Annotated in this window: 17 protein-coding genes, 4 pseudogenes and 1 riboswitch; of the genes and pseudogenes, 7 read left to right on the top strand and 14 right to left on the bottom strand. The window is 54.6% G+C overall.

Features of this window, described 5'->3' with window-relative positions; translation table 11 throughout:
- Nucleotides 1–231 precede the first annotated feature (231 nt).
- Nucleotides 232–1,083, bottom strand: a complete 852-nt coding sequence (gene murI / locus HA45_RS17685) for a glutamate racemase (protein WP_100701968.1) — start codon at nucleotides 1,081–1,083, stop codon at nucleotides 232–234.
- A pseudogene (gene btuB / locus HA45_RS17680) lies at nucleotides 1,028–2,898 on the bottom strand (TonB-dependent vitamin B12 receptor BtuB). The gene murI and the pseudogene btuB overlap by 56 nt, the downstream one beginning before the upstream one ends.
- 69 nt (nucleotides 2,899–2,967) lie before the next feature.
- A riboswitch (cobalamin riboswitch) is annotated at nucleotides 2,968–3,150 on the bottom strand.
- A gap of 99 nt (nucleotides 3,151–3,249) precedes the next feature.
- On the opposite strand from btuB, the pseudogene trmA reads away from it, so the two are divergent.
- Nucleotides 3,250–4,352, top strand: a pseudogene (gene trmA / locus HA45_RS17675) (tRNA (uridine(54)-C5)-methyltransferase TrmA).
- A 37-nt stretch (nucleotides 4,353–4,389) separates the two neighbouring features.
- Here trmA and HA45_RS17670 read toward each other — a convergent pair.
- Entirely contained in the window at nucleotides 4,390–4,746 is a 357-nt protein-coding gene (locus HA45_RS17670; protein ID WP_034823705.1) for a YijD family membrane protein, read from the bottom strand.
- 18 nt (nucleotides 4,747–4,764) lie between these two features.
- The gene (gene fabR / locus HA45_RS17665) at nucleotides 4,765–5,409 is read right to left on the bottom strand and encodes an HTH-type transcriptional repressor FabR (RefSeq protein WP_100701971.1); all 645 of its coding nucleotides are present in this window, start codon (nucleotides 5,407–5,409) and stop codon (nucleotides 4,765–4,767) included.
- Between the two features lie 194 nt (nucleotides 5,410–5,603).
- Here fabR and sthA point away from each other — a divergent pair, with 194 nt between their 5' ends.
- Nucleotides 5,604–7,004, top strand: coding sequence for a Si-specific NAD(P)(+) transhydrogenase (sthA, locus tag HA45_RS17660; RefSeq protein ID WP_100701972.1), 1,401 nt, complete (start codon nucleotides 5,604–5,606; stop codon nucleotides 7,002–7,004).
- Here sthA and oxyR read toward each other — a convergent pair.
- The 6 genes and pseudogenes from oxyR to argC form a co-directional block, all read right to left on the bottom strand.
- Complete coding sequence (gene oxyR / locus HA45_RS17655; protein ID WP_100701973.1) at nucleotides 6,987–7,904, bottom strand: DNA-binding transcriptional regulator OxyR; 918 nt, start codon at nucleotides 7,902–7,904, stop codon at nucleotides 6,987–6,989. The two genes, sthA and oxyR, sit on opposite strands and share 18 nt — an antisense overlap.
- A 263-nt stretch (nucleotides 7,905–8,167) precedes the next feature.
- Entirely contained in the window at nucleotides 8,168–9,541 is a 1,374-nt protein-coding gene (argH, locus tag HA45_RS17650) for an argininosuccinate lyase (RefSeq protein ID WP_100701974.1), read from the bottom strand.
- Nucleotides 9,542–9,617: 76 nt separating this feature from the next.
- Nucleotides 9,618–10,252 (bottom strand): annotated as a pseudogene (locus HA45_RS29125) (adenine nucleotide alpha hydrolase family protein).
- Nucleotides 10,162–10,833, bottom strand: a complete 672-nt coding sequence (locus HA45_RS29120) for an argininosuccinate synthase domain-containing protein (protein ID WP_366557350.1) — start codon at nucleotides 10,831–10,833, stop codon at nucleotides 10,162–10,164. Before HA45_RS29120 ends, HA45_RS29125 begins: the two are co-directional and overlap by 91 nt.
- 15 nt (nucleotides 10,834–10,848) lie before the next feature.
- Nucleotides 10,849–11,622, bottom strand: a complete 774-nt coding sequence (gene argB / locus HA45_RS17640) for an acetylglutamate kinase (RefSeq protein WP_100701976.1) — start codon at nucleotides 11,620–11,622, stop codon at nucleotides 10,849–10,851.
- Nucleotides 11,623–11,637: 15 nt separating this feature from the next.
- A complete protein-coding gene (gene argC, locus HA45_RS17635; RefSeq protein ID WP_100702065.1) occupies nucleotides 11,638–12,642 on the bottom strand; it encodes an N-acetyl-gamma-glutamyl-phosphate reductase in 1,005 nt (334 codons plus the stop codon).
- Between the two features lie 170 nt (nucleotides 12,643–12,812).
- Here argC and argE point away from each other — a divergent pair, with 170 nt between their 5' ends.
- Together argE and ppc are read left to right on the top strand one after the other, a co-directional pair.
- Nucleotides 12,813–13,961 (top strand): acetylornithine deacetylase, encoded by a 1,149-nt coding sequence (gene argE / locus HA45_RS17630; RefSeq protein ID WP_100701977.1) that lies wholly within the window; start codon nucleotides 12,813–12,815, stop codon nucleotides 13,959–13,961.
- Nucleotides 13,962–14,207: 246 nt separating this feature from the next.
- Entirely contained in the window at nucleotides 14,208–16,859 is a 2,652-nt protein-coding gene (gene ppc, locus HA45_RS17625; protein WP_100701978.1) for a phosphoenolpyruvate carboxylase, read from the top strand.
- Between the two features lie 237 nt (nucleotides 16,860–17,096).
- On the opposite strand, the gene metF is transcribed toward ppc, so the two are convergent.
- The 3 genes and pseudogenes from metF to metB all read right to left on the bottom strand — a co-directional run bounded on the left by metF (nucleotide 17,097) and on the right by metB (nucleotide 21,804).
- Nucleotides 17,097–17,993 (bottom strand): methylenetetrahydrofolate reductase, encoded by an 897-nt coding sequence (metF, locus tag HA45_RS17620; RefSeq protein WP_100701979.1) that lies wholly within the window; start codon nucleotides 17,991–17,993, stop codon nucleotides 17,097–17,099.
- A 216-nt stretch (nucleotides 17,994–18,209) separates the two neighbouring features.
- Entirely contained in the window at nucleotides 18,210–20,642 is a 2,433-nt protein-coding gene (locus HA45_RS17615; RefSeq protein WP_100701980.1) for a bifunctional aspartate kinase/homoserine dehydrogenase II, read from the bottom strand.
- Nucleotides 20,643–20,644: 2 nt separating this feature from the next.
- Nucleotides 20,645–21,804 (bottom strand): annotated as a pseudogene (gene metB / locus HA45_RS17610) (cystathionine gamma-synthase).
- 277 nt (nucleotides 21,805–22,081) lie between these two features.
- On the opposite strand from metB, the gene metJ reads away from it, so the two are divergent.
- Nucleotides 22,082–22,399, top strand: coding sequence for a met regulon transcriptional regulator MetJ (metJ, locus tag HA45_RS17605; protein ID WP_034823729.1), 318 nt, complete (start codon nucleotides 22,082–22,084; stop codon nucleotides 22,397–22,399).
- Between the two features lie 75 nt (nucleotides 22,400–22,474).
- Here the strand turns inward: metJ and rpmE are convergent, their stop codons facing one another.
- Nucleotides 22,475–22,690 carry a 50S ribosomal protein L31 gene (gene rpmE / locus HA45_RS17600; protein WP_100701982.1) on the bottom strand — a complete coding sequence of 72 codons (216 nt, stop codon included), beginning with the start codon at nucleotides 22,688–22,690 and terminating at the stop codon, nucleotides 22,475–22,477.
- Nucleotides 22,691–22,911: 221 nt separating this feature from the next.
- Here rpmE and priA point away from each other — a divergent pair, with 221 nt between their 5' ends.
- Both priA and cytR read left to right on the top strand, forming a co-directional pair.
- Nucleotides 22,912–25,110 carry a primosomal protein N' gene (gene priA / locus HA45_RS17595; protein WP_100701983.1) on the top strand — a complete coding sequence of 733 codons (2,199 nt, stop codon included), beginning with the start codon at nucleotides 22,912–22,914 and terminating at the stop codon, nucleotides 25,108–25,110.
- Nucleotides 25,111–25,276: 166 nt separating this feature from the next.
- Nucleotides 25,277–26,314, top strand: a complete 1,038-nt coding sequence (gene cytR, locus HA45_RS17590; protein ID WP_100701984.1) for a DNA-binding transcriptional regulator CytR — start codon at nucleotides 25,277–25,279, stop codon at nucleotides 26,312–26,314.
- The last annotated feature ends 144 nt before the right edge of the window (nucleotides 26,315–26,458 follow it).

Raw genomic sequence — 26,458 nt, 5'->3', positions numbered from 1 at the left:
ATGCCGCGATTTCTCAAGCGGCGCGGGATGCGTATATTACGCTTTCCGCATTCTCAGTCAAGCATTTATTTTTGCTTTTCTGAAGGTTGCCTTGAAGACCACCTCCTGAACACTTCGCTTCGTAAGCCGTTGTTCCGTGTCAGTGGAGGCGCAGTATAGGGATTTCTTTTGGGCTGACAAGCGCTAAATGCAATTTAAATTCTGAGTGTTGTTTTTTTCGTCGAAACCCCACTAAATCGCCAGTTTTTCCAGCAGTGGGAAGCCATAGCGCTGCAAAACCGGTGATAATTGCATCACCTCATCATCCATACGCGTGCAAAACGCCACATTTTGATCTGAAGAAACCGCATGAGGGGCTTCATGCTCTAACAGCCACACCGTGCGGCGCGCAATGGCCGCACCCGAATCGACTAAGCGTGTTCCTTCAGGCAACACCATTTGCAGCTCATCGCGTAGTAGCGGGAAATGGGTACATCCAAGCACCACGGTGTCAGGCGGCTCCTTCATACGTAACCAAGGCTGGACAGCGCGACGCACATCGGCCAGCTCCACCTCTTCACCATGCAACTTCGCTTCTGCCAGCTCGACCAGCTCAGCCGAACCCAGCATTTCGATTTTGCACTCGCGCGCAAACTGCGCCACCAGCTCATGCGTATAAGGACGCTTGACCGTGCCGCGTGTCGCCAGTAATCCCACTACACCATTACGCGTGAGACGAGCAGCGGGTTTAATCGCAGGAACAACGCCGACAACAGGAAATTCGAAGCGCTCACGCAGTGCAGGTAAAGAAACCGTACTGGCGGAGTTACAGGCAATAATGACTAATGCCAGCGGAAAGCGTTTTGTAATCGCGTCAACGACGGCAACCACGCGCTCGACAATAAAGTCTTCGGTTTTTTCGCCGTAAGGGAAACCTTCATTATCGAAGGCGTAGAGATAGTGAAGGTCCGGCAGCAATTGCCGGACCTCATCATAGACGGAGAGCCCACCGACGCCGGAGTCAAACACCAGCACGGTGGGACGCGGATCAGAAGCTGTAGCTGGCGCTGAGGTAATACTCCGTTCCTGGAGTTTGATAGCCATACACTGTCTCGTAATCTTTATCGAACATGTTGGCAATTCTACCACGAACGGTGAGCTGTGATGTGACCGGATACGACACTGCAAGATCCCATAAGCTCACGCCGCCTAATTTCACGCGCTGCGGAGTATAAGAGTGGTTGTAGTCGTTATCGTAACGGTCGCCAAGATAGTGATAGGTCACAGACCAGTCAAAATCGTAAATCGTCCAGTCGAGTTGGTATTTCACCTGCTGCTTAGCACGGCGTACCAACTGCTGATTGGTCTCTGCATCACGCGCATCAACATAATCGTAAGAGACTTGATGGCTCAGCGGGCCTGTATCGAAGGAAGCAGTAGCTTCAACACCTTTAATACGTGCTTTGTCGATGTTGTAATAAACGTAGGTGCTGGGATCGCTATCAATCAGATTGTCGATATCATTGCGATAACCCGATACACGCCAGTTTACCGGGCCCGTCAGCCCCTCAAAGCCCCCTTCCCACTGCTTGCTCTTTTCTGGCTTCAGATCCGGGTTACCATAGGTCTGGCTGTACAGCTGTCCCAGATTCGGTGATTTGAATGCCGTACCGTAAGAGGCGAAGACACGGTAACCGTCGACAAACTCCCACGCGGCACTGCTCTGCCAGGTGTTGTGCCAGCCAAACGCATCGTTGTCGTCGCCACGCACCGCCCCTTCCAGCGTTACGCTGCCAAATTGCTGCTGTGCAGTGGCATAAATACCAGTATTACGCTGCTCCTGTCCTTCAATCGTGGAGTTGGTACCCGGTTCCGAGGTCTGTTTCTGCCAGTCCACGCCACCACTGATTGCACCGTGCCCGACTTGCACCGTATTGCCCCATTGCAGGTTGTACTGCTGCACATCATTTAAAGAGGCAGTCGCATCATATTTACCGAGTTGCGGGCTGTAGTTGTAATCTTTGGTATGGCTATAGCTGGCGATTAACTGGGATGAGTAGATACCCTGATTGAAGCGCAGGCCGGTATCCCAGGTTTGGCTATAAAGCTGGCGGGTATCGACAAAGGTGTTTGGTTCTACGTAAGTAGGATAACCATCGTAAGCGGTGCGGTTATCAAAGCCATAGCCGCGTACAAAGCCGCTGAAATCATCACTAAACTGATGCTCCAACGATCCATACAGGGTTTTACTCATAAAACCATCACGGTCTTTTGCGCGGGATCGCCATACACGTCAGGCAAGTTCGCCACGACATCGTAGCCCCTGGTGTAGGTATAGTTTCCCGCCATGGTGAGCTTGGTAGCATCACCCAGCATCTGCTGTGTGGAACCATCATAGCTTTGGTAACCGTTGGAACCGACACCCGCCGTCAACGTTGTACCCGGTTTCCCACGGCCGGTAATGATGTTCACCACCCCACCAATCGCATCCGAGCCATACACCGCAGAACGTGCACCACGGATATATTCGATGCGTTGCACCAGTGACAGCGGAATCTGGCTTAGATCAGACGAACCAGAAATACCCGCCTGATTGAGGCGAACGCCGTCAATTAATATCAGCACATGGCTGGAGTTAGTACCACGGATAAACATCGAGCTGGATTGACCAAGGCCGCCGTTCTGCGCGATATCCACGCCCGGTAAACGGCGCATCACATCCGTCAGGCTTTTCGCCTGCCAGCGATCGATCTCTTCACGGGTGACGACCGTTGTCGGTGCCAGCACCGATGAAACCGGTTGAGCGAAGCGGTTGGCGGTAACGATTTGCGTATCATCATCCTGAGCGTAGCCATACGCAGCCCAGAGTGAAAGCGCCGTTGCACTGAAGGCACACAGCGTAGTGTTGCTTTTATTCATTGTTGTAAGCATCCAAAAGACGAAGCAGGATGCCGCAGGCCTGCGACCGATAGCACGCGATGGTCGTAGTAAATGCGACGTCACACCGGCAGGTCTTCGGGCTGAGAATCATAAATGGTGAAAAACTTCCCATCCCGCAGGACAGTGTTGATAGGTGCACTCACCACGACATTCTTTTACCGCTGCGCGTCAGCTCCAGATTCACACTGGATTCCCTTTTAACTCAAGGAGGCCGGCAGTCGCAGTCTACGGTCAAGAAGGCCGGAAAGCCATCTTACCTTTACAGTACTGGACATCAGCAGGTGAATGCCTACAATCGCCCGGCAAGCAAGCTTATTACCAGGATTAAAGATGACACCCGAACAGCTCCCGATTGAACAATACGACGCGCAACTGGCGGAAAAAGTCAGCCGTTTACAGGCGATGATGGTGCCCTTTGCCGCGCCGGACGTGGAGGTGTTCCGCTCACCCGTTAGCCACTATCGTATGCGCGCCGAATTCCGCATCTGGCATGAAGGTGACGATCTCTACCACATCATCTTTGATCAAGAGACCAAACAGCGCATCCGTGTGGATCAATTCCCCGCGGCCAGCGAGTTGATCAACCAATTGATGCCAAAACTGATCGATGCGATCCGTGATAACAAAGCGCTGCGTTTCAAGCTATTCCAGATCGATTACCTGTCGACCATGAGCAATCAGATTGTGATTTCGCTGTTGTACCATCGCAAGCTGGAAGCGGACTGGACTGAAGCCGCCACCGCGCTACGAGATGCGTTGCGCGCTGAAGGCATCGATGTGCAACTGATTGGACGTGCGACCAAAACCAAAATCTGCCTCGATCGCGATTACGTCGATGAATGTCTGCCGGTGGCGGGCAAAGAGATGATTTATCGTCAGGTGGAAAACAGCTTCACCCAGCCAAACGCAGCGATGAACATTCAGATGCTGGAATGGGCGCTGGATGTCACCCAAGGCTCGCGCGGTGATTTGCTGGAGCTGTACTGCGGCAATGGCAACTTCTCACTGGCGCTGGCGCGTAACTTCCGTCGCGTACTGGCAACCGAGATCGCGAACCTTCGGTCGCATCGGCGCAGTACAACATTGCGGCCAACCAGATCGATAACGTGCAGATTATCCGCATGGCGGCGGAAGAGTTTACGCAAGCGATGAATGGCGTACGCAGCTTTAAGCGTTTAGAAGGCATCGACCTGAAGAGCTATCAGTGCGAAACCATCTTTGTCGATCCGCCGCGCAGCGGGTTAGATGAGGAAACCGTGAAGATGGTGCAGGCCTATCCGCGCATCCTTTATATCTCCTGCAACCCGCAAACCCTGTGCGATAACCTTGCCATACTAGGTGAAACGCATGACGTGTCGCGGCTGGCGCTGTTCGACCAGTTCCCGTACACCCACCATATGGAATGCGGCGTGTGGCTAACGCGTAAAGCCTAAAACAACAACGGGAACCCTGCGGTTCCCGTTGTTGTTTCTAGCTCTTGTTCCTGGCACGACGAAAGCGCGTGGCAATCCAGAACACCAGCGCCACCATCAAAATAGTCGGAATGAAGTTGGAACCGATATCTGGATATTCAGCACGCACTAGCGCGCTATACACCAGAATGCCCAGCAGGAAAAACGCCGCTGCCAGTGAAGGCATGCCATCTGGCATATTGCGATTGAGATAACGTTGATGCAGACACCAGGCCGCGAGGCCAAGTGCAATCAACGGAAATATCGAAAATGGCACAAACGTACTGAACAGCACCGAAAAGGAGCCGTTGATCGCTAATCCGGTGATAAAAGCCAGTAACAGGGTTCCTTTATCGCGCGGGTTTTGCTCAATCATTTCATTATCCTTATCACATTACTCTTCGGGTTTTTCCAGGGTAACCGCCAGACGTTCTTGCTCCCGGCGATACCAGTAATAAGCACCTTTGGCGATCATGCGCAGTTGCAGCACCAGGCGATCTTCCAATTTGCGCCGCTGTTCGATATCCACATCCAGCGCTTCTGCGCCGGCGCTGAACACGATCGTCACCATGGCTTCGGCCTGCGCTTCAGTGAAGCTGCGCGGCATACGGTTTTCCAGCTCAAGGTAATCCGCTAACTCAGCGATAAAGTGCTGAATTTCACGCGCGACTGCGGCACGAAACGCGGCTGATGTTCCAGAGCGCTCGCGTAGTAAGAGACGAAAAGCATTGGGATTGTTCCCGATAAATTCCATAAATGTGGCAACGGAGGTCTTAATGATGCTGCCGCCCTTGGCGATGCGCTGGCGTGCCTGACGCATCAACTGGCGTAACATCAGGCCACTTTCGTCGACCATGGTCAAACCCAGTTCATCCACATCTTTGAAGTGACGATAAAATGAGGTAGGTGCGATTCCGGCTTCACGTGCAACTTCACGCAAACTCAGGCTGGCAAAACTCCTTTCTGCACTCAACTGACTGAAAGCTGCTTCAATCAGCGTACGTCTTGTACGTTCTTTCTGTTGCGCCCTAACGCCCATTTTCCCGGCCTTTTGAGTGATCTGGCAGGCACTATAACAAACTTTTCAGCGTACAGTGGCGCAAAGTTTGTGACCGCCTGTGTACCTCACGCTTTGTCAAAACTGGGGATTTTTCGCTGTTAGAATTCAGAAGTGCGCGGCGAGATGTTAGAATCTCGTTGTAAAAATGTGATAAAAAAATAGGACGTACTGGTATGCAAAAGTCTTACGATTACGATGCCATTGTGATTGGCTCCGGTCCAGGCGGCGAAGGTGCGGCAATGGGCCTGGTGAAGCAGGGAGCGCGCATTGCAGTGATCGAACGCTACCATAACATCGGCGGCGGTTGTACTCACTGGGGGACGATCCCTTCTAAAGCTTTGCGTCACGCTGTCAGCCGTATTATCGAGTTCAATCAAAATCCGCTTTATAGCGATCACACCCGACTTCTTCGCTCTTCATTTGCTGACATTCTGAATCACACTGAAAACGTTATCAGTCAGCAGACTGCCATGCGTCAGGGCTTTTACGAGCGCAACCGTTGTGAGCTTTATCAGGGCGATGCCCGCTTTGTTGATGCCAACACCATTGAAGTGGAACAGCCAGATGGCACCCGCGAACGCTTAACCGCAGAGAAATTCGTGATTGCTTGCGGCTCACGCCCATATCATCCGGCAGACGTCGACTTTACCCATCCACGTATTTACGATTCCGACTCCATCCTTAATCTGCATCATGAGCCTGGCCACGTGATTATTTACGGTGCTGGTGTGATTGGGTGCGAATACGCGTCGATTTTCCGCGGCCTGAACGTCAAGGTTGATTTGATTAACACCCGCGATCGTTTGCTGGCGTTTCTCGATCAGGAAATGTCAGATTCGCTCTCGTATCACTTCTGGAACAGCGGCGTGGTGATTCGTCACAACGAAGAGTTTGAGAAGATTGAAGGTGTGAGTGACGGCGTAATCATGCACCTGAAGTCGGGCAAAAAAGTGAAAGCGGATTGCCTGCTGTACGCCAACGGCCGTACCGGTAATACCGACTCACTGGCGCTGGAAAATGTCGGGCTGGAAGCCGATGGTCGTGGCCTGCTGAAAGTGAACAGCATGTACCAGACTGCGCAGCCGCACATCTATGCGGTGGGCGACGTGATTGGTTATCCGAGTCTGGCTTCAGCGGCCTACGATCAGGGCCGTATTGCCGCGCAGGCGATCATTAAAGGTGAAGCCACTGCCCATCTGATCGAGGACATTCCTACCGGGATTTACACCATTCCGGAGATCAGCTCCGTGGGGAAAACCGAACAGCAGCTTACTGCGATGAAAGTGCCTTACGAAGTGGGTCGTGCGCAGTTCAAACATCTGGCGCGTGCGCAGATTGTGGGGATGCATGTGGGCAGTCTGAAAATCCTGTTCCATCGCGAAACCAAAGAGATTTTGGGCATTCACTGCTTTGGTGAGCGTGCGGCAGAGATTATTCACATCGGGCAAGCCATCATGGAACAGAAGAACGGCGGCAACACGATTGAGTACTTCGTGAATACCACCTTCAACTATCCAACGATGGCCGAGGCCTACCGTGTGGCAGCGCTTAACGGCTTAAACCGCCTGTTTTAACGACGTACCCATGTAACCCTGCATATGGGTTTTGATTGCTTCTGCCAGCTGCTCATAGCGGCTGCGCAGAGGTGATCCTGGGCGATACACCAAAGCAATTGTGCGCTGTGGAACCGGCTTGTAGCATGGCAGATAGCAGACGCCATCACGCACACGCTCATTCGGCACCGCCAGCGATGGCAGTAAAGTAATGCCGCTTCCTGCCGCAACCATGTTGCGCAGCGTTTCCAGGCTGGTTGCGCGGAAATGGGTGTCTTCATCGGCGCCGGCTTCGAAGCAGAAGCCCATCGCCTGATCGCGCAGACAGTGGCCATCTTCCAGCATCAGCAGCTTTTCACCCGCCAGATCTGACATCGGCACACGATCGCGATCGTGCCACGGGTGATCCTTATAGATCGCCAGCTTCATCGGTTCATCAAACAGCGGCACCTCAATAAAGGCCTCGCTCTCTTTCACCAACGCCAGAATGGCACAATCCAGTTTGCCGCTGTCGAGCTGAGCCAGCAGCTGCTGCGTCTGCGCTTCGTGCAGATACATTTCGAGTTTGGGGAAAGTCTGGTGCAGCATCGGGATGATTTGCGGCAACAAATACGGGCCAGTGGTCGGAATCAGACCAATATGCAGCGGACCGGACATCGCTTCGCCCTGCTGGCTTGCCATCTCCTTCAACACTTTCACTTCACGCAGCACGGTTCGCGCCTGATCCACCAGCAACAGCCCTGCCTGGGTAAATAAGACTTTGCGGCTGGTACGTTCCAGCAGCATCACACCCAGTTCATCTTCCAGCTTACGAATCTGTCCGCTCAAGGTAGGTTGGCTGACATGACAAGCATCAGCTGCACGCCGGAAATGGCGATGCTCCGCAAGCGCAACGAGATACTCCAGATCACGAATGTTCATTGATATCCTCCAAACCACGATAGCCCGTGGCGATAGATAGAATAGCAATGAACGATTAGCCCTATCAAGCGATGAACAGGAATAATACCGGCCATAGCAAGCAATGTTGAAAATGAAGCTGAGATGACATCGAGCATCACCTGCAAGCAGCTCGAAATATCATAGCGTTGGCCGGGAGTGCCAGCCTTTGATGATGTGCCTATAACAATATGTAATTCTGAAGCTAGAGGTTGGCGGGCTACCGAAAAGGAGCCCGCTTTTTTTTAGCCTAAACGCTTTTTCGCTTCAGCGATGGCAAATGCCACTTGCTGAGGAGACACGCCGCCCTGCGCATTACGTTTGTCGAGGCAAGATTGCAGCGACAGGATTGGATAAACATCATCTTCAATCACAGCGCTGAACTGCTTAAGTTGCGCCAGCGTCAGTGCTTCTAGCGCCACGCCTTGTTTGATAGCTTCCACCACCGTTTCACCGACAATGTGGTGCGCTTCGCGGAACGGTACACCTTTGGCCACCAGATAATCTGCCAGTTCGGTGGAGTTAGCATAACCCTGCTCGGCCGCTTCCTGACAACGTGGACGTTTTACCTGAATGCCATCCAGCACCAGTACCGACATGTGCAAACAATCAACCCAGGTGTCGAGCGCATCGAACAGCCCTTCTTTGTCTTCCTGCATGTCTTTGTTGTACGCCAGCGGCAAGCCTTTCAGCGTCATCATCATACCGGTCAGTGCGCCCTGTACACGGCCACATTTGCCGCGAATCAGTTCTAATGCATCCGGGTTTTTCTTCTGTGGCATCAGTGAAGAACCTGACGTCACTTTGTCAGACAGCTCAAGGAAGCCTGCTTCGCCGGTGTTGAAGAAAATCAAATCTTCGGCGAAACGTGAGAGGTGAATCATGCCGATAGAAGCATCAGACAGCAGTTCCAGCACGTGGTCGCGGTCAGACACGGTATCGAGGCTGTTGCGCGTGGCAGATGCGAAGCCTAACCAGCCCGCCAGCTGCTGACGATCGATTTCATACGCGGTACCGGCCAGTGCGCCACAGCCCAATGGGCTCACATCCAGACGCTTCAACGTATCCTGCAGACGGCTTTCGTCACGCGCCAGCATTTCGACATAGGCCAAACACCAGTGGGCGAAGGTCACCGGCTGCGCACGCTGCAGATGCGTATAACCCGGCATCACGGCATCCTGATTCGCTTCAGCGGTAGCAACCAGTGCAGATTGCAGCTCGCGCGTGGCGTCCAACAGCACCGCGACCTGCTCTTTGCACCACAGTTTCAGATCGGTAGCTACCTGGTCATTACGGCTACGGCCAGTGTGCAGTTTTTTGCCCAGAGCACCGACTTTGTCGATCAGCTTGCCTTCAACCCAGCTGTGAATATCTTCTGCATCGCTTTGCAAAATCTGCTCAGGGTTGGCGCGCACGTCTGCCAGCAGTTCATTTAATGCGGCTTCAAGTTGTTGCTGCTCTTCGCTGCTCAACACATTCACGGTAACCAGCGCTTTAGACCACGCTATCGAACCGGTGATGTCCTGCTCCGCCAGACGATAGTCAAAACGCAGTGAGTCGTTGAACTGTTTGAACCGTTGGTCTGCTGCCTGCGAAAAACGTCCGCCCCAAAGTGCCATCTGCTTTACTCCTGAATGCTGTTATAGAAAGGGCGGCCCGAAGCCGCCCTTGCAAAAAATGTTATTTGCTGCGGTATTACTTCTTCTGCTCGTTCAATGCACGAATGCGTGAAGAGAGAGAGAACAGACGGATGAAGCCGCCCGCGTGACGATGATCGTACACTTCGTCTTCGCCAAAGGTCGCAAACTCTTCAGAATACAGGCTGTTGGCCGATGTTTTCTGCGTTGCAGTGGCGTGGCCTTTGTACAGCTGCAGTACCACTTCGCCGTTTACTTCTTCTGCCAGTGATTCGGCAGCGGCCTGGATGGATTTACGCAGCGGCGCGAACCAGCGACCGTCGTAAACCACGTAAGACATTTCATGGCCCAACTGCTCACGCCATTTGAAGCTATCACGATCCAGTACCAGCTGTTCAACCGCACGCAGCGCGTTGACCATGATGGTGCCGCCAGGAGTTTCGTAGCAGCCACGAGATTTGATACCGACCAGACGGTTTTCCACGATGTCGATACGACCCACACCGTGTTTCGCGCCCAGCACGTTCAGTTTTCCAGACACTGGAACGGGCTCAGCTTCTCGCCGTTTACCGCCACCACACGACCTTTCTCAACGGTCACGGTTACGTTTTCTGGCTGATCTGGCGCTTCCAATGGATCAACGGTCCACACCCAGCAATCTTTGTTCGGTGCGTTGGCTGGGCTTTCCAGCACGCCGCCTTCTGTAGAGATGTGCCATGCGTTCTCATCACGGCTGTAGATTTTTCCAGCGACGCGGTGGTCGGGATGTTGCGCTCTTTCAGGTAATCCAGCAGCGCTTCACGTGAACGCAGATCCCACTCACGCCAAGGCGCAACCACTTTCAGCTGTGGAGCCAGTGCGGTGTAGGTGGTTTCGAAACGCACCTGATCGTTACCTTTACCGGTCGCACCGTGGCACAGCGCGTCTGCACCGACTTTCAGCGCCAGCTCAACCTGCGCTTTAGCGATGATTGGACGTGCCATTGAGGTGCCCAGCAGGTAAGTGCCTTCGTACAGTGCACCGGTTTGCAGCACTGGATAAACATATTCGCTGATGAACTCTTCACGCAGATCCGCTACGTGGCACTCAGAAGCACCAGACTGCAGCGCCTTCTTCTCAACGCCTTCCAGATCGGCTGGATCCTGGCCAATGTTGGCGACAAATGCCACCACTTCACAGTCACCGTAGTTCTCTTTCAACCATGGAATGATGGCTGAAGTATCAAGACCGCCGGAGTAGGCCAGAACGATTTTTTTGATGTTTTGCGTGCTCATATCTTAAATCCTTGATTATGCGAGAATCCGGGTGCCAATCGACACGCCGTTGAAAAGGGTTGGCAACTGTTCAGCATGGCGCCAGCTAGCGATATCAACCGGGCGACCTAACGTCCGCGCGGCATCGAGTGCTGCGTTAACTTTAACGATCATGCCATCAGTGATAATGCCCTGGTCGATCAGCTGCTGCGCTTTCTCGGCGGTCATCTCTTCGATGCGTTGACCTTTGCCATCGAGAATACCGCTGACATCTGAAAGCAGCACTAAGTCTGCACCGATAGTCGCCGCCAGCGCGGTCGCCGCCTGGTCAGCGTTGACGTTCATCAGCTCGCCACCGTCGGTGATACCGATAGAGCTGATCACCGGCATATAGCCTGCGCTCAATAAGGTGTTCACCAGCGCCGGATTACCCGGCGTCGCGTTGCCTACATGGCCGAGTTCTTCATCGAACTGCGCCACGTTCACCAGGCCCGCATCGCCAAGGCACAAGCCCACTGCACCGATACCGTATTTCTTCGCCCACGCCAGCAGCGTTTTGTTCGCTGTACCCGCTAAGGCACCGGTAATAATGTCAATCTGATCGGCTGGCGTCACGCGTAAACCGTTCTTCTTTTTCACTGGCAGCGCGAGCTTCTTCATCAGCTCGTCAACCAGGCAGCCGCCGCCGTGTACGATGATCAGCGGACGCTGATGCGCATTACGGTAAGCCAGCAGCGCATCAAACAGTCGGGCCAGCGCTTCTTCGCTATCCAGCAGCACGCCACCCAGTTTAATGATTAATGGATTCATTGCAGTTTCCGTCCGTTAAATCAGTGACAGCGTTTCGGGGAAGCCGAAACGGATATTCAAACACTGAACCGCCTGCGAAGAGGCGCCTTTCAGCAGGTTATCTTCGGCTGCCACCACAATCAGGTGCTCGCCCTGCATGGCAAAACCGATATCGCAGAACGGCAAGCCGACCACGGCTTTCAATGCCGGAACACCTTTGTCATACACACGCACCAGCGGTTTGTCGTGGTAGGCCTTGTGGAAGGCATCCGCCACGTCTTGCTGCGTCACGCCCGCTTTCAGGCGGCAAGTGGTGGTCGACAAAATACCGCGCGGGAAGCTGCCCAGATGCGGAGTGAAAATTACCGGGGTGCCGAGATGCGCCACGATTTCAGGATGATGACGATGGTTGAACAAGCCATACGGCTGCAGGCTCACTTCGCAGAAGCTGGTGCCCACGTTGGCTTTACGCCCTGCACCGCTCACGCCACTGGTGGCATTGATCACCGGCCATTGTGCATCGTTAAGCAAATCGGCTTCGATCAGCGGTTTTAAGGACAGCTGCGCCGCCGTTGGGTAGCAACCCGGTACCGCCACCAGCTGTGCATCTTTAATCTGGTCATGCTGCCATTCGGCCAGGCCGTAAACCGCTTTATCCAGCCATTCCTGATGCTGATGGCTGAAACCATAATATTGAGTATAGAAAGCATCGTCGTTGACGCGGAACGCACCGGAAAGGTCGAACACCACGCAACCTGCTTTGAGGAATTCGGGTGCCAGATCGTGACTGACTTCATGCGCGGTCGCGAGGAACACCACATCGACTTTATCCGCCCACTCGGCAGCATCACTCAGCGGTTGCAGGGGCAAATCGACAATGCCTCGCAGCTGCGGATGCAGATCAGACAGTAATTTTCCGGCATCCGGGCTTTGCGCTGAAACCGCCAAAGCGGTTATGTTCATATGCGGATGGCGATTCAGGTAAGTGGCAAGCTCTACGCCAGCATAACCACTGGCACCAACGATCAGCGTATTCAACATCAGGCTGTAACCCTTATTTACAGTCATACATTCCGGGTCGCGGCTTTGCCCCGTTGCCCACGATGCCGTTTGCAGATGATTTACCCCTTCACATGCAAGCGACGTTATTGTATTTTTATTCACTATTAATGCATGAATATTGATACATCCTAACCCAAGGACCGTCAACAGTGAAGACAAAATTACCACCTTTTATCGAACTCTACCGCCAGCTGATTGCCACACCATCGATCAGCGCCACCGACAGCGCGCTGGATCAGAGTAATGAAACTTTAATCAATTTGCTGGCGGGCTGGTTCCGCGATTTAGGCTTCAGCGTCGAAGTACAACCGGTCCCTGGCACACGTCATAAATTCAATATGCTGGCACGCAGTGGATTGGGCGCCGGCGGCCTGTTGCTGGCGGGTCATACTGACACCGTTCCTTATGATGATGGCCGCTGGACGCGCGACCCATTCACCTTAACCGAGCACGATAATAAGTTGTACGGTTTAGGCACGGCGGATATGAAAGGTTTCTTTGCTTTTATTCTGGATGCGCTGCGTGACGTTGACGTGACCAAACTGAATAAGCCGCTTTATATCCTCGCCACCGCCGATGAAGAGACCACCATGGCGGGCGCGAAGTATTTCTCTGAAACCACTCAGCTGCGCCCGGATTGCGCCATCATCGGTGAGCCAACCTCACTGAAGCCGGTGCGCGCGCACAAAGGCCATTTGTCGAATGTGATTCGTATTCAGGGCCAGTCAGGTCACTCCAGCGATCCTTCGCGCGGTGTGAACGCCATCGAGCTGATGCATGAGTCCATCACGCAACTGATGCAACTGCGCAATACCCTTAAGAATCGTTATAACCACGACGGTTTCGCTATCCCTTATCCGACCATGAACTTTGGTCATATTAACGGTGGCGACGCCGCTAACCGCATTTGCGCCTGCTGTGAATTGCATATGGATATTCGTCCACTGCCAGGCTTAACCCTGAGCGATCTGGATGGTTTGCTGAATGAAGCACTGGCGCCGGTGAGCGAGCGTTGGCCGGGTCGTTTGACCGTGGGCGAACTGCATCCACCGATTCCGGGCTATGAATGCCCGGCCAATCATGAACTGGTAAAAGTGGTGGAGAAACTGCTGGGCGTGCCAACCGAAGTGGTGAACTATTGCACCGAAGCGCCTTTTATCCAGCAATTGTGTCCAACACTGGTTTTAGGCCCGGGATCGATCAATCAGGCCCATCAGCCGGATGAATTTATTGATACCGCATTTATTAAGCCAACTCATGCGCTTATCACCCAGGTTGTGCAGCATTTTTGCCACTGATTAACAATAGATGGGGCAATTCACTGTTAAAACAGTAAATTGCCCGGTCATTGTTCGGGATTTAATAATAAGAATAACTTATCTCGCTTCCCCTCACTTTAATTCTATGAATTTCCGGTAGTTAGCAGCGAATTATCGTCGATTTAAGTCAATTGACGAACAGGAAGAACCGTGGCTAGATAAAAGACGATGTTATGCCCGTTGGGTGTAAGGGTACTTTCAAGACGATAAGGGTGTCAGGGTCAAATGAACGAACAATATTCCGCAATGCGAAGTAATGTCAGTATGCTCGGCAAACTGCTCGGGGATACGATAAAGGATGCACTGGGAGAGAACATCCTCGATCGGGTGGAAACCATCCGCAAACTCTCTAAGTCCTCCCGCGCAGGCAATGACACCGATCGTAAGGAACTGCTGAACACGCTGCAAAATCTCTCAAATGACGAGCTGCTGCCCGTCGCGCGTGCATTTAGCCAGTTCCTCAACCTGACCAACGTGGCAGAACAGTATCAGACCATTTCGCGCAGCGGCGATGGCGCCAACAATCCTGAAATCCTGAAGAAAACCTTTGAGCGTCTGAAGCAGCAGAACGACATCAGCGAAAGTTCGATTCGTCAGGCGATTGAAGAGCTGTCGCTGGAGCTGGTGCTGACCGCTCACCCCACCGAAATCACCCGCCGTACACTGATTCACATGCTGGGCGAAGTGAACAGCTGCCTGCAGCAACTCGATCACAGCGATCTCTCGGATTACGAGCGCACGCAGGTGATGCGTCGCCTGCGCCAGTTAGTCGCACAAGCCTGGCATACCGATGAAATCCGTAAGTATCGCCCAACGCCGATTGATGAAGCCAAATGGGGCTTTGCCGTCGTCGAAAATAGCCTGTGGCAAGGCGTACCGGCTTTCCTGCGTGAGCTGAACGAGCAGGTTGAAGAGACCTTCGGTATTAAACTGCCGGTGGATTTCGTGCCGATCAAATTTACCTCATGGATGGGCGGCGACCGCGACGGCAATCCAAACGTCACCGCGCCGATCACGCGCCATGCGATGCAGCTGAGCCGTTGGAAAGCTGCCGATCTGTTCCTGCGCGACGTGGGTGTGCTGATTTCTGAGCTGTCGATGTCTGAATGCAGCGATGAAGTGCGTGAGCTGTGCGGCGATCCAGAAGCGCTGGAACCGTACCGCATGATCCTGAAGCGTATTCGTGGCCAGCTGATGACCACGCAAGCTTATTTAGGCCGTCGTTTGAAAGGCGAACGCCTGCCGCGCCCTGCCGATCTGCTGGTGTCTAACGAGCAGCTGTGGCAACCGCTGTACGCTATCTATCAATCCCTGCAACAGTGCGGCATGGGCATTATCGCCAACGGTCAGTTGCTGGATACGCTGCGTCGCGTGAAGTGTTTTGGCGTGCCGCTGGTGCGCATCGATATCCGTCAGGAAAGCACCCGTCACACCGAAGCGATTGCGGAAGTGACGCGCTATCTTGGACTGGGTGACTACGAAAGTTGGTCAGAAGCCGACAAACAAGCGTTCCTGATCCGCGAACTGAATTCCAAACGTCCGCTGCTGCCGCACCAATGGGAGCCAGGCGACAATACCCGTGAAGTACTGGATACCTGCAAAGTGGTGGCTGAAGCGCCGCAAGGTTCCATCGCCTCTTACGTAATTTCGATGGCGAAAACGCCGTCGGACGTGCTGGCGGTGCATTTGCTGTTGAAAGAAGCCGGCATTCCTTACGCGATGCCGGTGGCGCCGCTGTTCGAAACCCTCGACGATTTGAACAACGCCAATGACGTGATGACGCAGTTGCTGAGCATCGATTGGTATCGTGGCTTCATCAACGGCAAACAGATGGTGATGATTGGCTATTCCGACTCGGCGAAAGATGCCGGCGTGATGGCCGCCAGCTGGGCGCAGTACGAAGCGCAAGATGCGCTGATCAAGACCTGTGAGAAATCCGGCATCACGCTGACGCTGTTCCACGGACGCGGCGGTTCTATCGGCCGTGGCGGCGCACCTGCGCACGCAGCACTGCTGTCGCAACCGCCGGGCAGCCTGAAAGGCGGCCTGCGCGTGACCGAACAGGGCGAGATGATTCGCTTCAAATACGGTCTGCCAGAAGTCACCATCGCCAGCCTGTCGCTGTATACCGGTGCGATTCTCGAAGCCAACCTGATGCCACCGCCAGAACCCAAGCGCGAGTGGAAAGAGATCATGAACGGTTTGTCAGCCCACTCCTGCGCCATGTATCGCGGCTATGTGCGTGAGAACCCGGATTTCGTGCCGTACTTCCGCTCGGCCACACCAGAACAGGAGTTGGGCAAACTGCCGCTCGGTTCACGTCCGGCCAAACGTCGTCCTACCGGCGGTGTAGAGTCGCTGCGTGCCATTCCATGGATCTTCGCCTGGACGCAGAACCGCTTAATGCTGCCTGCGTGGCTCGGTGCCGGTGCGGCGTTGCAGAAAGCAATGGATGAAGGTCATCAGGATCAGCTGGAAGCGATGTGCAGCCAGTGGCCATTCTTCGCTACGCGTCTGGGCATGCTGGAGATGGTGTTCTCGAAAGCCGACCTGTGGCTGGCGGAATATTACGATCAGCGTCTGGTGGATAAATCACTGTGGCCGCTGGGCCAGCAGCTGCGCGATCAGCTGGCTGCGGATATTAAAGCTGTGCTGACCATCGCCAACGATGCGCACCTGATGGCCGACCAGCCATGGATCGCCGAGTCGATCGCATTGCGTAACGTTTACACCGATCCCCTCAACGTACTGCAGGCTGAGCTGCTGCATCGTGCACGTGCGCAGGAAGAGCGTGGTGATGAGCCGGATGCGCGTGTTGAACAAGCGCTGATGGTGACGATTGCGGGTGTTGCGGCGGGAATGCGTAATACGGGCTAGTTGCGGCACGAGATGATAATTAAGGGGCCGATGGGTCCCTTTTTTAATGGGCACAATATTACAAAGCGGGAAGAAGCGGCAAATGGAGTAAAGCGTCGAGCGCCAGGGATGGCGCCCGCCGAGCGATCAGGGACGAGACAGCGACTTTACGTAATTGCCGCTTCTTTCCCGCGACACGCACAGCTCATAAAAAACAGGGCGCATTGGCCCTCTTCTTCGTGATTCCATTTTAGATAATCAGGCCGTTAAGGTCGGACGTACACCCAGCGTATGACAGATGGCGTAGCTCAGCTCTGCGCGGTTCAGCGTATAGAAGTGGAAATCCTTCACCCCTTCACGCGACAGGATTTTCACCATGTCCATGGCGATGTTGGCGCCGACCATTTTGCGGGTTTCCGGATCGTTATCAAGACCGTCAAACATCGCATTCATCCAGCCCGGTACGCGCACGTTGGTCATGGTGGCGAAGCGTTGCAGCTGTTTAAAGTTCGATACTGGCAAGATACCCGGCACGATTTCCACATCGATCCCCGCCGTTACGCAGCGGTCACGAAAACGCAGGTAACTCTCAACGTCAAAGAAGAACTGCGTAATGGCGCGATTGGCACCGTTATCCACTTTACGCTTCAGGTTGATCAAGTCCGCCTGCGCGCTTTTCGCTTCAGGATGCACTTCAGGGTAAGCCGCTACGGAAATATCGAAATCACCGACTTCTTTCAGCAGCGCGACCAAATCAGCGCCGTACATTTCAGGCTTGCCGCTGCCCGGTGGCAAATCACCACGCAAGGCAACAATGTGGCGAATGCCGTTTTCCCAGTAGTCACGGGCAATGCCGCGCAGCTCTTCAGGTGTGGCATCGATGCAGGTCAGATGCGGAGCCGCTTCCAGACCGGTGCGCTCTTTAATGCCTTTGATGATGCTGTGCGTACGGTCGCGTTCGCCAGAGTTAGCACCGTAAGTCACGGAGAGGAATTTCGGTTTCAGGCTGCTCAGTCGATCGATTGAGCTCCACAGGGTTTCTTCCATTTCACTGGTGCGAGGCGGGAAAAATTCAAAAGAGACATTAATTTGCCCGTGCAACTCAGCCAGGCTCTGATTCAGTGCTTCGCGCTGATTGGCGTGAAAGAAACTCATCCTAATTACCTCGTCGTCACATATCGATTAACTTACGGCCTGCGAACATCCATACGTTTAGACGTCCAGATGCACAAAATGAACCATTCGCGCTTTAGCGTCAACTTAAAATTAATGTACAGGCGTGACAAATACTCAACCAGGTTGAAAGAATTTCATGTTAGCGGAGAGGATGAAAAGCGCAGACGGCGAGCACCGTCTGCGACGAGAAGCAGATTACAGCAGTTGAGCGAGGCGGTTAATATCCGATTGCAGCGCGCCGGCCGTAACATCACGGCCCGCGCCCGGTCCGCGGATCACCAGCGGATTATCGCGATACCAGCGGCTTTCAATGGCAAACACGTTATCGCACGGCAGCAGTGAGGCCAGCGGATGCTCCGGACGCACCGCTTCGACACCCACTCGCGCTTTGCCGTTGGCATCGAAACGCGCCACATAACGCAGCACCAGACCCATCTCTTGCGCCGCTTCAAGGCGTTGCAGCATTTGGTCGTTCAGCTCATCGGCGTTCTCGAAGAAGTGGTCAATTGACTCGCCTTCGCAATCCGCTGGCACCAGCGATTCGACACGGACGTGATCCGGTTCGATGTCATAACCCGCTTCACGCGCCAGAATCACCAGCTTGCGCATCACGTCCTGCCCCGATAGATCCACACGCGGATCGGGTTCGGTTAGGCCTTGCTGCCAGGCCTGATCCACCAGCTCACTGAACGGCACCGTGCCGTCAAACTGCAGGAACAGCCACGACAACGTGCCGGAGAAAATACCGCTAATGGACAGAATGCTGTCGCCGCTTTCACGCAGATCGCGCACCGTATGGTTGACCGGCAAACCGGCGCCGACGGTAGCGTTGTACAACCAGTGACGGCCGGTTTTAGCGAACGCATCGCGAATCTGGCGCCAGCTCTGGCTGCTGGATGCGCCTGCCACTTTGTTGGCGCTGATGACGTGGAAACCGTGGCTGGCGAAATCGAGATACTGCTGCGCCAGCGGTGCGCTTGCCGTGACATCCAGCACCACTAAATCGTCGAACGGATGCGCACGCATCCACAGGAACAGTGACTCTTCATCACGCTCTTCGGCTTCGTCATCAAAGAAGGCCAGCGCACGGCTGGCTTCCAGACCGTCATAACTCAGCAGGCTGCGGCGGCTATCAGCCACGCCGGCCAGCACATATTCAAAACCGGTGCGTGCCGATAGGCTCTCCTGCTCACGTGCAAACAGCTCCAGCCAGCGGGAGCCGATGTTGCCTTTGCCAAACAGCATCAGACCGATGCGTTTTTCCGCGCGGAACAGTGATTGGTGCAAGCCCTGAATCAGGTGCTGCGTCGGTCCCACACGCAGTACGGCAACAATACTGATGTGATCTTCCGACTGCCAGACGAACTCAACCGGCTGGTCTTTGATTTGCTGCCAGAAACGGTGGCTGTGCAGCGGGTTACGCGTCACGCCTGCGCCCACCAGCGCCACCAATGCTAAACCATCGCGCAGTTGCAAATGACCCGGCAACGCAGCGTCCTGTAACAGGTTAAAGGCGCTGTTGACCACTTCTGAGGTGTAGCAAAGTTGCAGCAATCGGCGATCGGGATGGACACCCATCGCCAGCGGACGCAGTTGCGCCCGCTTCAGCAGCAGATCGATCTCTTTCTGCTGTGTTTTAAAATCGTGATTATCCGGGATCTGAATCTCGACCAGACACACGTCATCGTGGCTGGTGACGATGCGCGCTCCGGTACCGGAAGCCAGTACGCGCTCGATGCGCGTTGAACCCTGCTCCGGTTGATAACTGCAACGCAGCTGCAAATCGATATCGCTGTTCGACACCGGCTGCAGTGTGCGCGTATGCAATACCGGCGCGGCGAGGCGTGCCAATTCGCTGGCTTCGTCTAAACGCAGCAGCGGCAGCAAACAAGCGTCAGAGACTTTACGCGGATCGGCGCTATAGACGCCCGCCACATCACTCCAGATGGTGACGCGACCCACGCCCGCCAGCGCGCCAATTTGCGTGGCTGAATAGTCAGAACCATTGCGCCCCAGCAGCACGGTTTCACCGGCGTCGCTGCGGCTGATAAAACCGGTCACCACCAGGCGTTTATGCGGATGCTGGGCCAGCAGGGCCTGCAATAACGGCCAGGATTTACCTTCATCCACCTGCGGTTGCGCCGCACGCTCCGCACGCAGGAAGTCACGTGCATCCAACCATGCGGCTTCAATATCGCGCTGGCTCAGCACGGCGGCCATTAAACGTGCCGACCAGATTTCACCGTGGCCCACCACTTCGGCATACACCGCATCCGAAATCGTGCCATCCAGCAAGGCAGCCAGGCGCTCCAAATCGCGAATAAAGGCCGCCGTTAAGGTTTCAGCAAATTCAGCAGGCAGCAGCGCAGCGATCAGCTCACTGTGATAACGCCGTAATGCCTGTTGCACCTGATGAGCAGATAAGCGATCGCTCTGGCTCAGTTTAAGCCAGCTGATCAACTGATTGGTGGTGCTGCCCGCGGCAGAGACCACCATTAAATCGCCTGGATGACTGTAATCCGCCATGATGTTGGCGACACGCTGATAACAACGCGCGTCGGCCAGGCTACTGCCACCAAATTTGTGCAACTGCTTGTTAGGCGTTCCCGCGCCTGCTGAACTCGTCATGCTTACTCCTCGGCTGCGATCCGGAATGCATTATCCAAATCGGCGATTAAATCTTCGTGATCTTCAATTCCGACAGAAATACGCAGCAGCGTTTCTGAAATACCCGCTGCCGCGCGCGCTTCCGCTGACATGCCTGCGTGCGTCATGGTGGCGGTGTGCGAAATCAAACTCTCCACGCCACCCAGCGATTCCGCCAGCGTGAACAGCTCAAGCGCCTTAAGGAAACGGCGCAGACGCGCTTCGTCAGCGTCGAGTTCGAAACTCAACATCGCACCAAAGCCGCGCTGTTGACGCACCGCATACTCATGTCCGGCGTTTTCCGGCAGAGACGGATGATACAGTTTTTCACCAGCGGTTGTTGCTTCAGGTAATCAACAATCGCCAGCGCATTACGTTGTGCTGCTGCCATACGCGGTGCCAAAGTACGCAGACCGCGCAGCAGCAGGTAGCTATCAAACGCTGCGCCGGTTACACCAATATTATTCGCCCACCAGGCAAGCTCAGTGGCCATCGCCGGATCTTTGGAAATCACCGCGCCGGCGACCACATCAGAGTGGCCATTCAGGTATTTGGTACAGGAGTGGATCACCAGATCGGCACCCAGCGCCAGCGGGTTTTGCAATGCCGGGCTGAGGAAGGTGTTATCCACCACGCTCACCGCACCGGCCTCGCGCGCTGCCTGACAAATACCGGCGATATCCACCACGCGCAGCAACGGATTACTTGGGCTTTCCACCAGCACCAGCTTTGGCTTCTCGGCCAGCGCGGCGGCCAAAGCGGCTTTGTCACCCTGATCGACAAACTTCACACGATAGGCACCGCGTTTGCTCAAGCTGTCAAACAGACGATAGCTGCCGCCGTAACAATCATGTGGGGCAATCAGCAAATCGCCCGGCTTCAGGAACACGGTGGTCACCAGATGAATCGCCGACATTCCGGTATTGGTGAGTACCGCTCCGACACCGCCTTCCAGCTCAGCCAGCGCGCGTTGTACCACATCACGCGTCGGGTTACCGCGACGTGAGTAGTCATGCGCGCGCGGTTCATTGAAGTCGAGGAAGTTGTAGGTGCTGGAAAGATGAATCGGTGGGACAACGCAGCCATATTGCTCGTCATCATTCAAACCGCTGCGTACTGCGATGGTTGCCTGTTTACGCGTCATGGTGCTTACTGTTCCTGAAGAGTAATAAGAAGTGGCAACAGGATAACATTCAGCGCATAGACGTCAATACATCTGGACATCTAAATGTCTTTGCGTATAGATTGAGCAAATCATCAATACCCGCTAAAATTACGCGTCATCGCCTGGTGTTCAGCGCGCTTTCCTGTGAAAAGCGATGCGTAAGCATAAAACCGGCAGTTTAAGCGGTCAGGCACAGAAAAATCGGGCATAATCAACGGATTTCCCCATATTCAACTTTTATTGATTAAGGTAACCCATGGCTGAGTGGAACGGCGAATATATCAGCCCTTACGCTGAACACGGCAAGAAGAGCGAGCAGGTTAAGAAGATAACCGTATCTATCCCGCTGAAAGTGCTGAAAATTTTAACGGATGAGCGCACCCGCCGTCAGGTAAATAACCTGCGTCACGCCACAAACAGCGAACTGCTGTGTGAAGCCTTTTTGCATGCTTTCACCGGACAGCCTCTGCCGAATGATGTTGATCTGCGCAAAGAACGCAGTGATGAGATCCCGGAAGAAGCCAAACAGATTATGCGTGAGATGGGCATCGATCCCGATACTTGGGAATACTGAGTCCAGATACAAAAAAACCCAGCCGAGGCTGGGTTTTTTCTTGCTTCCGAATCCGGAGATTCGACGGCGAAAATCTTATTTCTTGCTGGTTGGCATGCCGAAACGCTTGTTGAAGCGATCTACACGACCACCTGAATCAACAACACGCTGCTTGCCAGTGTAGAACGGGTGGCATTTGCCGCACACGTCCAGGTTCAGGCTACCGGTCATGGTTGAACGGGTGTTGATCACGTTACCGCAAGAGCAGTTGATGGTCACTGCTTCGTATTTCGGGTGAATACCTTGTTTCATGGGAGAACCTCATAAAAGGCCGTGTCGCTCTCTATGCCAGGCGAACCTGCACAGCACCACACGCGGTTAATAATTAAGTGTATCTTTGACGAGCGATCTCATCAAAGGCGGCATAGTATACAGAATTTAAGCGCATCAGGCAAATCGCCACAGCGGATACCCGCTCGCCTTATCAGGGTGTACACTACTTCTCCTTAATTCAGAACCGGATAGAGATCGACATGCCCGTTGTTCAGGTTGCCCTGCCCGTTCCGCTCCCCCGCTTGTTCGATTACCTGCTGCCCGCCGATGCGCCGCAGCCGGTGATGGGCGCGCGCGTCAGCGTGCCGTTTGGCAATCGCAAAATGATTGGCATTGTGGTGGCGATAAAGGAAAGCAGCGATCTCCCTCTGACTCAGCTCAAGCCGCTGGAAAGTGTGCTGGATGACCAAAGCCTGTTTTCACCAGCGCTGTGGCGTATCCTCAATTGGGCCGCCAGTTACTATCACTCCCCCTTGGGTGAAGTGCTGAGCCACGCGTTGCCCGTGCTGCTGCGTCAGGGCAAACCGGCGCAGGAAGCGCCGCTCTGGCAGTGGGTGGTCAACGACGCCGGGCGTGAAGTGGCGATGGAAAGCCTCAAGCGGGCGCCGAAACAGCAGCAAGCGCTGGCGGCACTGCGACAGCAACCGCTGTATCGCCATCAGGTTAGCGAACAGGATCTCACCGACGCCGCGCTGCAATCGTTGCGCGCTAAAGGGTTATGCGATCTGCGTGAACACGCACCGCAGATGCATGACTGGCGCACCACTTTTGCCGTAAAAGGCGATCGGTTGCGCCTCAATACCGATCAGGCGATGGCCGTCGGTGCGATGCGCAGCGAGGACGATCATTATGCGGCGTGGCTGCTGGCGGGCATTACCGGATCGGGAAAAACCGAAGTCTATCTCAGCGTGTTGGAAAATGTGCTGGCGCGCGGCAAACAGGCGCTGGTGCTGGTGCCGGAAATCGGACTGACACCGCAAACCATTGCCCGTTTCCGTGAACGCTTCGATGCGCCAATAGATGTGCTGCACTCGGCACTCAATGACAGTGAACGCCTTGCGGTGTGGCTGCGTGCGCGCAGTGGCGAAACCGCGATTATCATCGGCACCCGTTCCGCCTTATTTACCCCGCTGGCGCGTCCGGGGGTGATCATCATTGATGAAGAACACGACAGCTCCTACAAACAGCAGGAAGGCTGGCGCTATCAGGCACGCGATCTGGCGGTGTTCCGCGCGCATGAGGAAGATATTCCGATTGTGATGGGTTCAGCCACACCTGCGCTGGAAACCCTGCACAACGTTCGCGTGGGTAAATATCGCCAGCTCAACCTCACCAAACGCGCTGGCAATGCCAAACCGGCACTGCAACAGCTGATCGATCTTAAAGGTCAACAGCTCAAAGGCGGCCTCGCGCCCGCATTGTTGGGAAAAATGCGTCAGCATTTACAGGCCGATAATCAGGTATTGCTGTTCCTGAATCGCCGCGGATTCTCTCCTGCATTGATGTGTCACGACTGCGGCTGGTTAGCCGAATGTCAGCGCTGCGACAGCTATTACACGCTGCATCAACATCATCGACAGTTGCGCTGCCACCACTGCGACAGCCAGCGTCCGCTGCCCAATCAGTGTCCGGGTTGCGGTTCAACGCACCTGATGCCGGTCGGCGTCGGTACTGAACAGTTAGAGCAGCAGCTCAGCACGCTTTTCCCCGGCGTGCCGGTTTCGCGCATCGATCGTGATACCACCAGCCGTAAAGGCGCATTAGAACAACATCTGGCCGATGTGCATCGCGGCGGTGCGCGCATTCTGGTGGGTACGCAGATGCTGGCAAAAGGCCATCATTTTCCTGACGTGACGCTGGTTTCGCTACTGGATGTCGATGGTGCCTTATTCTCCGCCGATTTCCGTGCCGCCGAACGCTTTGCGCAGCTTTACACTCAGGTGGCAGGCCGCGCAGGACGCGCCGGCAAACAGGGCGAAGTGTTATTGCAAACCCATCATCCTGAGCATCCGCTGCTGCAGACGCTGCTGCATCGCGGCTATTTCGCCTTTGCCGATGAAACTTTGCTGGAGCGCCAATCGGTGCAGCTGCCGCCGTGGACCAGCCATGCGCTGTTCCGTGCCGAAGATATGGATAATACGCAGGCAGCCGAATTCCTCACGCAGCTGCGCAATTTGCTAGAAGCCAGCCCGCTGAAAGATGAGGCGATGTGGTTGATGGGCCCGGTTCCGGCGCTGGCACCGAAGCGCAGTGGGCGCTGGCGTTGGCAGTTGTTGCTGCAACATCCGTCGCGCAAACGCCTGCAACAACTGCTCAGTAGCTCGTTACCGCTGATTTCCACCCTGCCCGCAGCGCGGAAAATCAAATGGACGCTGGATATCGATCCCACCGAGAGCTAAGCCGCAGCACATCTGCGAGCCAGATCGAAAAAAGTCGCACAAGTCACAATTTTTATGCAAATTAAGTAACAACCTCTCCCGGCGTTGGGTTATCAATAATGCCCGTCCCGGTTGAAGCCCGGCAATGTCTGAAATTAATGCGCTGTACCGCGTCAGGAGTTATACGTTGGACCAGAAGCAACCCTCATCCGCTGCCACCATGAAAGATGTGGCCGAGAAAGCCGGCGTGTCTACCGCCACGGTTTCTCGCGCGCTGATGAATCCGGAAAAAGTCTCTGCTGCCACCCGGCAGAAAGTAGAACAAGCGGTGATTGATGTTGGCTATGCGCCTCACGGGCTGGCGCGCAATGCCAAGCGCGGCGAAACGCAAACCATCCTGGTGATTGTGCCGGACATCTGCGATCCGTTCTTCAGCGAAATTATCCGTGGCGTGGAAGTCACGGCAGCGCAGGAAGGCTATCTGGTATTGATTGGCGACTGCGCGCATCAGAATCAGCAGGAAAAAACCTTTTTGAATCTGATGCTGACGCGCCAAATCGACGGGATGGTGCTGCTGGGTTCACAGCTGCCGTTTGAAGCCGGTATCGAGGACCAACGTAATCTGCCGCCGATGGTGATGGGCAACGAATTCGCCCCGGAAATGGCGCTGCCTACTGTGCACATTGATAACCTGACCGCCGCGTTTGAAGCGGTTAATCACCTGCTGCAACTCGGTCATCGCCAGATTGCCTGTATTACCGGGCCGGAACATATCCCGCTCAGCCAGTATCGTTTACAGGGCTATATTCAGGCACTGCGCCGCAGCAGCATTGCCATCGATCCCACGTTGATTGTGCACGGCGATTTCACCTTTGAAGCGGGTGCCAACGCACTGAAACAGTTGATGAGCCTGCCGCAGCCACCGAAAGCCATTTTCTGTCACAGTGATTTAATGGCGCTGGGCGCGATGAACCAGGCGCGCAAACTCGGCATGCACATTCCACAGGATCTGTCCGTGGTGGGATTCGACGATATCGAACTGGCGCAGTATTACGATCCGCCGCTCACCACCGTGGCACAACCGCGCTTTGCCATCGGCCGCGAGGCGATGCTGCTGCTGTTGGATGAACTGCAAGGCAAACGCGTCAACAACGGTTCACGCTTGCTGGATGCGGAATTGCGGGTGCGTGGAAGTACGGCACCCGCCACAAAACGCGAAAAATAGCCGACGGCGACCTGCATTTTCAGCAGATTCTGAGGGCAGACTCTGCTGGTCAAAGTTCCAGCCCTTGCGTAACATGGCGCATTCCTTACCGGGCGATTAACAGCACATTTACACGCCCATTGGCATTTTTTTGAAGGGTATCAG

Origin of the sequence: Pantoea rodasii (assembly GCF_002095465.1) — a bacterium.
GTDB classification, from domain to species: Bacteria; Pseudomonadota; Gammaproteobacteria; order Enterobacterales; family Enterobacteriaceae; genus Pantoea; species Pantoea rodasii.
Note: the sequence above shows the minus strand (reverse complement) of the source record. Positions and strands in the feature narration are given on the sequence as shown.